Source organism: Sphingomonas pokkalii (genome assembly GCF_003096275.1).
GTDB lineage: Bacteria > Pseudomonadota > Alphaproteobacteria > Sphingomonadales > Sphingomonadaceae > Sphingomonas > Sphingomonas pokkalii.
In genome coordinates, this window is record NZ_QENQ01000001.1 from 2,913,788 (window position 1) to 2,927,011 (window position 13,224).

Below are 13,224 nucleotides of genomic sequence, written 5' to 3' on the forward strand. Positions count from 1 at the left end.
TGCGACGCAGCAAGCGCCAGACTTCCAGAATCGCACCGATAAAATTCTTTTACAAGACTTGTTCTGCGACTCAGGGTCATCCTACATGTCAAGTGTGTCGAGAGGCACAGGCTCTTCAACAAGCGAAAGGAGGTGATCCGATGTCTCATGGTTCAGCAGTGAGGTCGGTTCAGTTCGTTCGGGAGACGCGCCGCTGAGCCTGCTGCGCGGACGGAAGCCCTCCGTCCGTGGTGCCGTGCGGGAGGTATTCTCCTCCAATCAACGCCGGCAGCTGCAGTTGAAGCGGTCCGCATGGTCTCCCGGGCTGGAGCTCTCCGGCCGCTGACCATGTCGGGGGTCGCCGGGTACCCTGGATAGGGGCCCGGCGGCCTCTTTCATTTTTGGCATAGGCGGGCGGGTTCCTTCGCAGAGGGTTATTGAAACCTTGCGACCCCAATATGGACATGTCCCAACTTGGCTGTCCCGAGCCGAAAGGGCAGGTACGTTGCTCCAGGGGTTTTTCAGCGGAGCACCCTATGCGGCGGGCGGATCAGGGAGACGCGAACGTAGCGCGCGGCACCTGCCTGCGCGCGATGCTGGAAGCGCTGCCATCGCCGGTGTTGCTGATCGATCGTGCGGATCGCATCGTGGAAGTCAACGAGGCCTTCTGTAGGCTGGCCGGGCAGGACCGCGACTATTGGCTTTCCACGCCGATCGGCGCCTATCTTTCCCCCGATCAATTGGTCCGTTTTACGCGCGAGCACGCACAGGTGTTCGCGACGGGTGAGGATCTCGAGACGGAAGAAGTGATCGACGGACATGATGGGACAGTCCGTCAGGTTGTCACCCGTCGTCGCCGGATCGTATTCGACGGTGAACCGCTGGTTCTCACGATACTGACCGACATCACTGCATTGCGCGAGGCGGAATCGCGGGTTCGGCATCTCGCCTATCACGATTCGCTGACCGGTCTGTGGAACCGGGCTGCGTTGAATGAGCAGCTTGCCGCGGCGCTTGCCGAGGGTGGCCCTGCGCAACCCGGATTGTTCGTGATCGATCTGTATCAGTTCAAGGATATCAACGACGCGTTTGGCGATGCCGTCGGTGATGCCTTGCTACAAGCTTTTGCCTACCGGCTCGCGGGCGCGGCCCGCGGGTCGGACCGTGTGGCGCGCACCGGCGGCGACAGTTTTGCTGTTCTTGTCGAACATTGTCCCGATGCAGAGAGCGCGGAAGCGGAATGCCGCCGGTTGCTTGCCCTGGCCCATATCCCGCTGACCGGACCGGCGGGGGACGTTACGTTAGGCATTTCGATCGGTGCTGCCTGGGCGCAGCCCGGCATTGGCGCCGACGAGTTGCATCGGCAAGCCGAATTCGCACTCTATGAAGCGAAGCGACAACCGGTGAACGAGTGCCGCCTGTTTGACGCGGCACTTGCTGCCAAGGTCCAGGCCCGCCGCTTGCTGGAGGCCGATCTTCGCCAAGCGCTTGCCGCAGAAGATCAGTTGGACCTGCATTATCAGCCGGTGCTCGATTCGGATGGCTACAGGGTTGTCGGCGTCGAAGCGCTGGTTCGCTGGCATCATCCGAAGCAAGGCATGATCCCGCCGGCGGATTTCATTCCGATTGCCGAGGCATGCGGCCTGATCGTGCCGCTGGGAGAATGGGTTCTCGATCGTGCGGCGGCGATGATGATGCGGTTCCCGCATATTTCGTTGGCGGTGAACCTTTCCCCCATCCAACTCCGTAGCCCGGAAATAGCGGGGCGCATTCTGGCGATTCTGGCGCGACACGGCATGGATCCCCGGCAACTTCAGCTCGAAGTCACGGAAAGCGCGGTGCTGGCGATGGATTCGAGCGTGGAAGCCGCGCTTGCCCGATTGCGGAGCGACGGTGTTCAGCTGGTGCTAGACGATTTCGGTACCGGCTATTCCAGCCTGTCCCACCTCCACAAGCTGGCGATCGATCGGGTGAAGATCGATCAGAGCTTCGTGCACGATCTTGGCAGATCACAGGATGCGCGGGCGATCATTCAAGCGGTGTTGGGTATCGGCCAGTCGCTCGGGATCGGCGTTACTGCTGAGGGCGTGGAGGACGAAACGCAGAAGCTGTTTCTAAGCACCTTCGGGTGCAACGAATTCCAAGGCTATCTGTTCTCGCGCCCGCTGCCGGCCGACGACGCTGCTGCCTTCCTCAAATCCCATGCCGTGCGCGAAGCGGCATAAGCCAGCCTATCCGTCCTTCGCCAATCCCTTCAGTCGATAGAGAATGTCGAGTGCTTCGCGCGGGCTGAGCGCGTCGACGTCCAGCATATCGAGTTCCTGGCGCACGATGTCGACTGCCGCTTCCTCGGCATGAATGGCCGCGGCCGCGAACAATGGCAGGTCATCCAGGCCCGCCGCCAGGCCGCCCGTCTTTGCGCGACCGGCTTCGAGCTTGTCGAGCACCGCCTTGGCACGTTTCACCGTCGCAGGGGACATGCCTGCCAGCCGGGCGACGGCAATGCCATAGCTGCGATCGGCGGGACCCTCTGCCACTTCGTGCAGCAGGACGAGATCGCCTTTCCATTCGCGGGCGCGGACATGGTGGAGGCTCAGCGCATCGCACCGTTCCGCCAGTCGTGTCAGTTCGTGATAATGGGTCGCGAACAGGCAGCGGCAGCGATTTTCCTCATGAATCGCTTCCACGACCGCCCAGGCGATGGCGAGGCCGTCATAGGTCGACGTGCCGCGACCGACCTCGTCGAGAATGACGAAGCTGCGCGGCGTCGCCTGGGCGAGGATCGCGGCGGTTTCGACCATCTCGACCATGAAGGTGGAGCGGCCGCGCGCAAGATTGTCGGATGCGCCGACACGGCTGAACAGGCGATCGACCAGCCCCAACGTCGCATTTCCTGCCGGAACGTAGCTGCCGGCCTGGGCCAGTACCGCGATCAGCGCGTTCTGGCGCAGGAAGGTGGATTTGCCGCCCATGTTCGGGCCGGTGACGAGCCAGAGCCGCGAGCTTTCGGACAGGCGGCAATCATTGGCGACGAACCGCCCACCCGCACGGGCCACCGCCGCTTCCACGACAGGGTGGCGCCCGCCTTCGACCTCAAAGCAACTGTGATCGACCAGCATGGGCCGCGCCCAGCCGCCTTCCGCAGCACGTTCCGCCAAACCGGCGGCAACGTCGATCCGCGCCAGGGCATCCGCGGTGGCGGCAATGGCTTCGCGATGGGTTAGCGCCTGCCCTGACAGATCTTCGAGATGCGCGGCTTCGGCGGCGAGTGCATGGGCACCCGCCTGGGTGACCTTGACCGCGACCTCATGCAGTTCGGGGGCGTTGAAGCGGACGACTCCCGCAAGCGTCTGGCGGTGTGTGAAGCCGCTGTCCGGCTGCATCAGTGCATCGGCCGCCCGCGCCGGCACCTCGATGTGATAGCCCAGCACGCCGTTATGCCGGATCTTGAGCGCGCTGATTCCGGTTTTCGCGCGGAACGCGCCTTCCAGTGCCGCGATTGCGCGACGTCCGCCCGCGCCGGCATCGCGAAGATCGTCCAGCGCGGCGTCGTAGCCTTCCGCCACATAGCCGCCGTGGCTTGCGTCGACTGGCGGTTCCGGCACCAGTGCCCGAGTGAGCAGGTCGATCAGCGCGCCATGGCCACGCAACTGCGGGGCGAGGTCGCGCAGCAGGGCGGGCGCCTCCGCAATGCGGCCGAGCCTTTCGCCCAGCCGCCATGCGCCGTCCAGCCCATCGCGGAGCTGACCCAGGTCGCGCGGGGATCCGCGGCCGGCGGCAAGGCGGCCCAGTGCGCGTCCGATGTCGGGCAAGGCCCGCAGCGTGGCGCGCACGCCGTCACGCAGGCCGGAGTCGTCATGAAAATGCTGGACGAGATCGAGCCGCGCCTCGATCGCGCCGCGATCCATCAGCGGTGCGGCGATATCGGCGCCCAGCAGCCGTGCGCCCGCCCCCGTGACCGTCCGGTCCACGGCGTCCAGCAGGCTGCCCTTGCGCGTGCCGGCGCTGCTGATGGTGAGTTCCAGGCTGTCGCGCGTTGCCGCATCGATCGCCATGGCTGCTTCGGCGCGACTGACGCGCGGCGGCCGGAGAAATGGTAGCGCGCCTTTGGCGGTATGTTCGAGATACGCAACCAGCCCCCCCGCCGCCGCAAGACCGGCGCGCGAGAATTGGCCAAAGCCATCTAGGGTAACGACGCCGAACAGCCGCTTCAGCCGCGCTTCGCCACCGCTACTGTCGAAATCGATTCTGGGCCGGAGCGTAGTGGCGAACTCGGCGAAATCCGTTGCTTCGCAGGCAATCGTCTCGGCGGGATTGAGCCGCGCGAGTTCGGCACCCAGGCGTGCAGGATCCGTTTCGATCACCTCGAACCGGCCGGTCGATATATCGGCACAGGCTATGGCCACGCCCCCGGAGGCCTCGCCTATCGCCACGCACCAATTGGCGGCACGGCTGTCGAGCAGGGCCTCTTCGGTCAGCGTACCGGCAGTGACGACGCGGACGATCGCGCGCGCAACCAGTGCCTTTGAGCCGGCGCGCTTTTTCGCTTCTTCCGGCGTCTCGATCTGGTTGGCGATCGCGACGCGGTGGCCCGCCTTGATCAGGCGTGCGAGATAGGCTTCCATCGCATGTACCGGCACGCCGCACATCGGGATCTTCTCGCCATCATGTTCGCCGCGCGCGGTGAGTGCGATGTCGAGCACGCTGCTCGCGATCTTGGCATCTTCGAAGAACAGCTCGAAGAAGTCGCCCATACGGTAGAACAGCAGGCAATCCCCCGCCTCTTCCTTGAGCGCGAGATACTGGGCCATCATCGGGGTGGGAGCGGGAGACATGCCCCCCGCTACCGGATCGGCGGGGGGGCACACAACCCGGCGGCGCGGGGTGACGGCTGGGGAAACTGGGGATAAGGGCGCGGACCATGAGGATTGTTCCGGCGCATGGGTGGGAGGTTTCGGTGTTGCGCAGGCGATGGATCGCCGCGCTGGCCCTGGTTTCCGTGCTGCCGTTCTTGTTCGTCCGCATCCCGCCGCTCACCGACGTGCCCGGGCATATCGGACGATATGCCGTCGAACTGGCGCCGTCAGGCAGTCCGATGCTGCGCTATTTCGCGTTTCATTGGGTGCCGGCGCCGAATCTGGCGGCGGACCTGCTGGTTATACCGCTGGCGCCGCTGATGGGGTTGGTGCCGGCGGTTTGGCTGTTGTGCGCGATCGTTCCTGTGCTCATCGTCGGCGGGCTGCTGATGCTGGCCCGGCAACGCAACCGCCAGGGCGCCAGCACGCTGCCCTGGGCGTTGCTGTTTGTGTACAACCTCTGGCTCTTCTACGGCTTTCTCAATTTCTTTCTGGTGGCGGCGGTCGCGCTCTGGGCGCTGGTCGGCTGGACGGCGATGGCGGATCGTCGCGGCTGGCGGGCAATGTTGTTCGTGCCGCTCACCCCGGCGATGTTCCTTGGCCATGCTGTCGGCGCGTCGCTGATGGTGGTGTGGATCGCAAGCGTCACCTTTGCCGAAAGCGGGAAAGCCTGTCCGTCATGGCGTGCGCTGCTTTCCCTTTGGCCGCTGGTTGGCGGATTGGTGCCATTGGCCCTGGCGCCGGGCGGCGGCGGCGTGACCCGCTGGGACGTGCTCGACAAGCTCGATGCGATCGCCACCGTGTTGCAGGATCAGAACCGGTTGCTGGATCTGGGATCGGTGGCGGCTGCGCTGATCGTGTTCGCGATCGGCCGTGTCTGGGGCGCCAGGCTGCGCGGGGCCAATCTGGCGGTGGTAGCGGCAACGCTGGTCCTGTTCCTTGCTGCGCCGGCTGTTCTCAGCGGCGCCACCCGGATCGACGGGCGGTTGCTGCCGTTCGTACCGATGCTCGCTTTCGTCCTGCAGGATTGGCGTGCTGTTGCGCCATCGCGCCGCCGCTGGGTGGCGATCGCCGGCTGGGCGTTGCTGCTGGTTCGGTTCGGCGTGACGACCGCGAGCTTCGCCGACTATGCCGAAAGCTATCGCCGCGAGCTTGCCGCGCTCGATCATGTCGTGCCTGGTTCGCGTATCCTCAATCTCAGCCAGATTCCCTGCCGGGGGGATATGTGGCGCCGCGCCCGGACAGAGCATCTTGCCAATCTCGCCACACCATTTCGTCAGGCCTGGGTAAATGCGCATTGGACGAACGACGCGCTGCAATTGCTGCAAGTGACCTATCGGCCGCCGGGCTATGCCCATGATCCCTCCCATCTGGTCGTCGCGTCCCGGTGCATCGATCCCGCCATTCCGTTCGACCAGCGCACGCGCCATAGCGCGGCGGAAAGCCTTTCGCGGCTGCCGCTGGATCAGGTCGACTATGTGTGGCTCGTCGGAACCGAGCGGCTCCGTGATCCACCCGAACCGCGCTTGGTGCCGATCTGGCGATCCGGGGGCAGCGTACTCTACGCGGTCGCCCTGAACCGAAAGACGTAGGGGAAAGCCCGCAATTCGGCTTCTGTCGTTTGCAATCGCCTTCCCGGACTGCTTTAGGGAGCGCAAACATTCATCATTAGGAGCCGAGCGGATGGCCGAAGAGAGCAACGTCCAGTTTTCCGATCGGGAGGCGCTGCGCTACCACGCCGAAGGCCGCCCGGGTAAGATCGAGATCATCGCTTCGAAGCCGATGGCCACCCAGCGCGACCTGGCGCTTGCCTATTCGCCGGGCGTCGCGGTGCCGGTGCTGGCGATCGCCGAGAACCCCGCTACGGCCTATGATTACACCGCCAAGGGCAATCTGGTTGCGGTGATCTCCAACGGCACGGCGATCCTCGGGCTTGGAAATCTCGGCGCGCTGGCCTCCAAGCCGGTGATGGAAGGCAAGGCGGTGCTGTTCAAGCGCTTTGCAGACGTCGATTCGATCGATCTCGAGTTGAAGACCGAGGATGTCGATCGCTTCATCGACGCGGTCGAACTGATGGAGCCGAGCTTCGGTGGCATCAACCTCGAGGACATCAAGGCGCCCGAATGTTTCGTGATCGAGCAGACGCTGCGCGAGCGCATGAACATCCCGGTGTTCCATGACGACCAGCACGGCACCGCCATCATTGCCGCCGCCGGCCTGATCAACGCGCTGTACCTCACGGGCCGCGACATCAAAACGACCAAGATCGTCGTCAACGGGGCCGGCGCTGCCGCGATCGCCTGCACCGAGCTGATCAAGGCGATGGGGCTGCCGCAGGACAATCTGCTGATGTGCGACCGCACGGGGGTGATCTACCAAGGTCGTGAAGGCGTGAATCAGTGGCAGTCAGCCCATGCCGCCAAGACGGACCGGCGCACGCTGGCCGAGGCGCTGGAGGGCGCGGACGTGTTCCTGGGCCTCTCCGCCGCCAACGCGTTGCCGGCCGAACTGCTCGCGAAGATGGCGCCCAAGCCGATCATCTTCGCGATGGCCAACCCCGATCCCGAGATTACGCCGCCCGAGGCCAAGCGCGTCCGCCCGGACGTGATCATCGCCACCGGCCGTTCGGACTATCCGAACCAGGTGAACAACGTGCTCTGCTTCCCGTTCATCTTCCGCGGCGCCCTCGACGTGCGCGCCACGACGATCAACGACGCGATGAAGGTCGCCGCCGCCCGCGCCCTTGCCGAACTCGCCCGGCAGCAGGTGCCGGAAGAAGTCGCGACGGCCTATGGCACGTCGCACAGCTTCGGCCCGGACTATATTATCCCGACCCCGTTCGACCCGCGGCTGATCGAGATCATCCCGGCGGCCGTCGCGCAGGCGGCAATGGATTCGGGTGTGGCTACCCGGCCGATCATCGACATGACGGCCTATCGCCAACAGCTTCGCGCGCGCATGAACCCGACCACGTCGGTGCTCAGCATGGCCTATGAAGGCGCCCGCACCAAGCCGAAGCGCGTCATCTTCGCCGAGGGCGAGGAAGAAGTGGTGCTGCGCGCAGCCATCGCCTTCCAGGAAGGCGGCTATGGCACGCCGGTGCTGGTCGGCCGGGAATCGGTACATGATCGCCTCCGCGCGCTCGGTGCCAATCCGGACCATTTCGAACTGCACAACAGCGTCAACTCGCCGCTCGTCGAGGAGATGGTGGAGACGCTGTACAAGCGCCTCCAGCGCCGCGGCTATCTGCGCCGTGACTGCGAGCGCATGGTCAATCGCGATCGCAACATCTTCGGTTCGCTGCTGCTGCGTATGGGCCATGCCGATGCGATGATCACCGGCGTCACCCGCACCTATGCCGAGACGATGCGCCAGGTGCGGCGCGTGATCGATCCGGTCGACGGCCGCACCCCGTTCGGCATCCATGTACTGGTCGGCCAGTCGCACACCGTGTTCATCGCCGACACGACGGTAAGCGAGCGGCCGAATGCCGAGGAACTTGCCGACATCGCCGAGCGCACCGTGCAGGTCGCTCGCCGCATGGGCCATGAGCCGCGCGTCGCACTGCTGAGCTACTCGACCTTCGGCAACCCCGAGGGCAAATGGATCGACAATATCCGCGATGCCGTGAAGGTGCTCGACGCGCGCGGCGTGGCCTTCGAATATGAAGGCGACATGGCCCCGGACGTGGCGCTGAACCCGAAGCTGCTTGCCAATTATCCGTTTGCGCGGCTCTCCGGTCCGGCCAACATCCTGATCATGCCCGGTCTGCAATCGGCCAACATCTCGGCCAAGCTGCTGCGCGAACTGGGTGGCGATTCCACCATCGGCCCGATGCTGATCGGCATGGAGAAGTCGGTGCAGATCGCGCCGATGACGTCCACCGCCAGCGAGCTGGTAACGCTGGCGGTGCTGGCGGCGGGCGATATCGCCCGGTGAGGTCAAGCGAGCATCGACGGGTCAGCCGTCGATGCTCGCGCCCAGCGATGCGTTGACGAGCCCCCCGTCGACTGTGACGGTTTCTCCCACCAGATAATCCCCGGCGCGGCTGGCGAGGAAGATCGCCGCGCCCGCCATGTCCTCGGCGCCGCCGATGCGTCTGGCGGGGATTGCCTGCGCCACCGTGCCGCCATGGTCGCGCGCGGCCTTGTTCATGTCGCTGGGAAAGGCGCCGGGCGCGATCGAGGTGACATGAATCCGGTCGCCCACCAGCCGTGCCGCCATCCGCCGGGTGAGGTGGATCAGTGCCGCCTTGGAAGCCTGATAGCTGTAGGTCTCCCACGTATTGAGCCGCTGGCCGTCGATCGAGGTGATGTTGATCACCTTGGCCGGCTGCTCGGCCGAGGCGGCGGCCTTCAGCAGGCCGTGCAGCGCCTGGGTCAGGAAGAAGGGCGACTTGACGTTCAGGTCCATCACCTTGTCCCAGCCCTTTTCGGGGAAGCGCTCGAACGGCTCACCCCAGGCAGCGCCGGCATTGTTGACGAGGATATCGAGGCGGGGCTCGCGTGCGGCCAGATCGGCGGCGAGCGCATGACAGCCTTCGACGGTAGAGACGTCATGCGGCAGCGGCATGGCGTTCGGCCCCAGCGCGGCGGCGGTGGCCTCGCAGGCGTCGGCCCGCCGCGACGACACATAGACCTTCGCGCCCGAGGCGACGAACCCCTCGGCAATCATCCGTCCGATCCCGCGCGAGCCCCCGGTAACCAGCGCCACGCGGCCATCCAGGCGAAACAGCGAAGATACGTCCATGCCAAACTCCCTCTCCCGGCCCTCCACAGTGGAAGCGGCCCTTGTTATCCGCCGCGCTTCAGCGTCTCGCGGGCGATGATCAGCTGCTGGATCTGGCTGGTGCCTTCGTAGATGCGGAACAGCCGCACGTCCCGGTACAGCCGTTCGATCCCGTAATCGGCGATGTAGCCGGCACCGCCGAAGATCTGCACCGCACGGTCGGCGACCCGGCCGACCATCTCGCTGGCGAAATACTTCGCCGCCGCGGCTTCCATCGTGGTGTTGCTGCCCGCATCCTTGGCGGCGGCCGTCTCCAGCACCAACGCGCGGGCGGCGAGGGCCTCGGTCTTCGAATCCGCCAGCATCGCCTGGATCAGCTGGTGCTCGGCGATCGGCTTGCCGAACTGCTTGCGGGCGCTGGCATAAGCGACGCAATCGGCGATCAGCCGCTCCGCCATGCCGACGCAGACGGCAGCGATGTGCAGCCTGCCGCGATCCAATACCTGCATTGCGATACGGAAGCCTTCGCCCTCTTCGCCCAGCCGGTTCGCCACCGGCACCGGCACGTCGTCGAAGATCACATCGGCGACCCGCGCCCCTTTCTGCCCCATCTTCTTCTCCGGCTCGCCGATCGACACGCCCGGCAGGTCGCGCGGTACGAGGAAAGCGGAGACGCCGCGGCCGCCGGCTTCCTCGCCGGTGCGCGCCATCACCGTGAACAGCTGCGCCTTGTCGGCATTGGTGATGTAGCGCTTGGTGCCGCTGAGGCGGTACACGTCGCCGTCGCGCACCGCCCGTGTCTTCACCGATCCGGAGTCCGAGCCGACGTCAGGCTCAGTGAGCGCGAAGCTGGTGATGATGTCGCCCCGGGCGATCCTGGGCAGCCAATGGGCCTTCTGCTCGGGCGTGCCGGCGATCACCAGCCCCTGGCTGCCGATGCCGACATTGGTGCCGAACGCCGAGCGAAAGGCCGGGGTGGTGCGCCCCAGCTCGATCGCCACCCGGGCCTCCTCGGCCATGGTGAGCCCCAGTCCGCCATGCTCCTCGGCGATCGACAAACCGAACAGCCCGAGCGCCTTCATCTCTTCGACGATCGCGTCGGGGATGGCATCGGCGGCTTCCACCTCCGCCTCCAGCGGGCGGAGCCGCTCGGCGACGAAGCGGTGGACCGTGTCGATCAGCGCGTCGAACAGCTCGGGTTCGAGGGCCATGGCCATCCTCTCGGTTCTAATTGCCGGCAGGTATAGCGTGTGGACGGCGGCCTGCAAGCCGTACCCGATCTTCCAAAGTGTTTCGTTTGCCGGGGCGTCCCCGTCTCTGTATCGGGGAGGGCGGGGGACGTAGTGGAGAATGAATTGATGGCCGGTCGCACCGCCGACACCCCACCCGTGCCGCCGAGCCGGCGCGTGGCGACGCCGACGATGCTCGCTTATGGCTTCGGCGCCGCGGCGTACGGCGTGAAGGACTTCTGCTTCGTCACCTTCCTGCTGCTCTTCTACAACCAGGTGGTAGGGCTGCCCGCCGCGCAGGTCGGTTTCGTGATCATGTGCGCGTTGCTGTTCGACGCGTTCGTCGATCCGGCGATCGGCATGCTTTCGGACCGGACGCGGAGCCGATGGGGTCGCCGCCATCCCTGGATGTACGCGGCTTGGCTGCCGATCGCGGTGGGCTGGCTGTTCCTGTGGAACCCGCCGACATGGAGCCAGAATGCGCTGCTCGGCTGGCTGTTCGTCTCCGCCGTGGTGGTGCGCACCGCCGTTTCCGCCTTCGAGGTGCCGTCGCAGGCGCTGAGTCCCGAGCTCTCCTCCGACTATGAGGAGCGGACGCGGATCATGGCCTATCGCTTCCTGTTCGGCTGGGGCGGGGGCATGGCGATGCTGATGCTCTCCTATGGCTGGTTCCTTGCCGAGCGGGCCGGCCAGCCGCACGGCCAGTTCGACCGTGCGGGGTACCCTGGCTTCGCGATCGGCGGGGCGGCGCTGATGGTGGTGGCGATCCTCGGCTCGGCTTTGGGCACCCACCGCGAGATCAAGAACCTGCCGCCGGTGGAGATCGAACCCCAGCCGCTCCGCCAGAGCATCGCCGAGCTGTTCGCCACGCTGCGCAACCCGGCCTTTCTGGTGCTGATGACCGCGGCGCTCGCCTATTTCGTCGCGCAGGGCACCAGCTTCTCGATGTCCAACTATCTCTATGCCCATGTCTGGCATTTCGGAAACCTCGCTTTCCAGCTGCTCGGCGCAACGCTGTTCCTGGGCGTCGTCCTCGCCTTCCTGATTGCGCCGCGCATGGCCCGCTGGCTGGGCAAGCCGACCGCTGCGACCATCGCGCTGGTCGGCGCGGTGCTGCTGCTCGTCGCGCCCTATGTCCTCCGCCTGGTCGGCCTGTTCCCGGTGCCCGGCGATCCGCTGCTGCTGCCGGTGCTGTTCACCATCTTCACCATCAACGCGACCTTCGCGGTGTCCTCGACCATGCTCGGTGCCTCGATGCTGGCCGATGTGGTCGAGCACAGCGAAGTCGAGACCGGCCGGCGTTCCGAGGGCGTGTTCTTTGCTGGCTTCTTCTTCGTCCAGAAATGCTCGAGTGGGCTCGGCATCTTCGCGACCGGCCTGATCCTCAGCCTCTCCGGCTTTCCGGACGGCGCCAAGCCGGGGACGGTGCCCGAGGGCGTGATCGACCGATTCACGCTGATCTTCTGCGCCGTCTACCTCCTGCTCGGCGGTATCGCGGCGTTCTTCTACCGCCGCTTCCCCTTCGGCAAGGCGGAGCACGCTGCCCGGCTGGCGCAGCTGCGCGGCGTTGAAGGCGGTGCGAACTGATGTTATAACGGCGGTATGACCAAGCCGCTCAAGATCATCAAGATCGGCAACTCCGCCGGTGTCATCCTGCCCAAGGAAATCCTTGCCCGGCTTCGGGTGGAGCTGGGGGACGACCTCTTCCTGACGGAGGGGCAGGGCAGCGTCACGCTTCGCGCCGCGGACGTCGATTTCGCCGAGGCGATGCAGGCGGCGGAAGAGATCATGCGTGAGGATCGCGATATTCTCGCGGTCCTCGCCCGGTGAGCGAGGCGCAGTTCCGCTTCCTGACCGCCGACATCGCCCTTGCGGTGCATGAGCGGCAGTTGGCGGAACATGGCGGCCTTTCCGGCGTGAAAGATGCCGGGTTGCTCGAATCGGCGATGGCGCGGCCGATGAACAAGGCGGCCTATGGCGAGCAGGATCCATTTGCCCTGGCGGCGGCCTATGGCTTCGGCGTCGCACGCAATCATCCGTTCGCGGACGGCAACAAGCGGACCGCCTGGGTGATGACCCGCTTGTTCCTGAAGCTGAACCGCATCGAGATCGCCTTCGACAAGATGGATGCCATCCAGACCATGCTCGCCCTCGCCGCCGGCCAGTTGGAAGAGGACGCCTTCGCGGCCTGGCTGCGCAGCAAGGCGATCTGAACACGGGAAATGCCCGCCGGGCACGCGACCCGGCGGGCATCCTTTCCTCTCCAGGAAAGACGTCAGGCCACGCGGCCCAAACGGTGGTAGAGGTTGGAGAATTTCACCGATTCCGGCTTGTCCTTCACCGCCTGCAGATGGGCGCCGACGGCCTCGCGGAGCAGGCGGAAATCCTCGGTGGAAAAGACGGCGCGGCTGCGCTGCGGTTCGTTCGACATC

General features: G+C 65.7%; 10 protein-coding genes. 6 read left to right on the top strand and 4 right to left on the bottom strand.

Annotated elements, in window-relative coordinates:
* Positions 1-515 precede the first annotated feature (515 nt).
* The gene (locus DD559_RS13335; RefSeq protein ID WP_276308197.1) at positions 516-2,204 is read left to right on the top strand and encodes a putative bifunctional diguanylate cyclase/phosphodiesterase; all 1,689 of its coding nucleotides are present in this window, start codon (positions 516-518) and stop codon (positions 2,202-2,204) included.
* 6 nt (positions 2,205-2,210) lie between these two features.
* On the opposite strand, the gene mutS is transcribed toward DD559_RS13335, so the two are convergent.
* A complete protein-coding gene (gene mutS, locus DD559_RS13340; protein WP_116469606.1) occupies positions 2,211-4,793 on the bottom strand; it encodes a DNA mismatch repair protein MutS in 2,583 nt (860 codons plus the stop codon).
* 107 nt (positions 4,794-4,900) lie between these two features.
* On the opposite strand from mutS, the gene DD559_RS13345 reads away from it, so the two are divergent.
* Positions 4,901-6,427, top strand: coding sequence for a hypothetical protein (locus DD559_RS13345; RefSeq protein ID WP_116469607.1), 1,527 nt, complete (start codon positions 4,901-4,903; stop codon positions 6,425-6,427).
* Positions 6,428-6,518: 91 nt separating this feature from the next.
* Entirely contained in the window at positions 6,519-8,774 is a 2,256-nt protein-coding gene (locus DD559_RS13350; protein ID WP_116469608.1) for an NADP-dependent malic enzyme, read from the top strand.
* A gap of 21 nt (positions 8,775-8,795) precedes the next feature.
* On the opposite strand, the gene DD559_RS13355 is transcribed toward DD559_RS13350, so the two are convergent.
* Both DD559_RS13355 and DD559_RS13360 read right to left on the bottom strand, forming a co-directional pair.
* A complete protein-coding gene (locus DD559_RS13355) occupies positions 8,796-9,584 on the bottom strand; it encodes an SDR family oxidoreductase (RefSeq protein ID WP_116469609.1) in 789 nt (262 codons plus the stop codon).
* A 44-nt stretch (positions 9,585-9,628) separates the two neighbouring features.
* A complete protein-coding gene (locus DD559_RS13360; protein WP_116469610.1) occupies positions 9,629-10,774 on the bottom strand; it encodes an acyl-CoA dehydrogenase family protein in 1,146 nt (381 codons plus the stop codon).
* Between the two features lie 147 nt (positions 10,775-10,921).
* Between DD559_RS13360 and DD559_RS13365 the strand changes: the two genes are divergently transcribed.
* The 3 genes from DD559_RS13365 to DD559_RS13375 are packed head-to-tail and all read left to right on the top strand — an operon-like array spanning position 10,922 to position 13,005.
* Positions 10,922-12,379, top strand: a complete 1,458-nt coding sequence (locus DD559_RS13365) for an MFS transporter (RefSeq protein WP_206364502.1) — start codon at positions 10,922-10,924, stop codon at positions 12,377-12,379.
* 15 nt (positions 12,380-12,394) lie between these two features.
* Positions 12,395-12,622, top strand: a complete 228-nt coding sequence (locus DD559_RS13370; RefSeq protein WP_116469611.1) for an AbrB/MazE/SpoVT family DNA-binding domain-containing protein — start codon at positions 12,395-12,397, stop codon at positions 12,620-12,622.
* Complete coding sequence (locus tag DD559_RS13375; RefSeq protein WP_116469612.1) at positions 12,619-13,005, top strand: type II toxin-antitoxin system death-on-curing family toxin; 387 nt, start codon at positions 12,619-12,621, stop codon at positions 13,003-13,005. Before DD559_RS13370 ends, DD559_RS13375 begins: the two co-directional genes overlap by 4 nt.
* 62 nt (positions 13,006-13,067) lie before the next feature.
* Here the strand turns inward: DD559_RS13375 and DD559_RS19845 are convergent, their stop codons facing one another.
* Positions 13,068-13,223: a hypothetical protein gene (locus tag DD559_RS19845; protein ID WP_019367690.1), complete on the bottom strand. Its 156-nt coding sequence runs from the start codon at positions 13,221-13,223 to the stop codon at positions 13,068-13,070.
* Position 13,224: the final 1 nt, after the last annotated feature.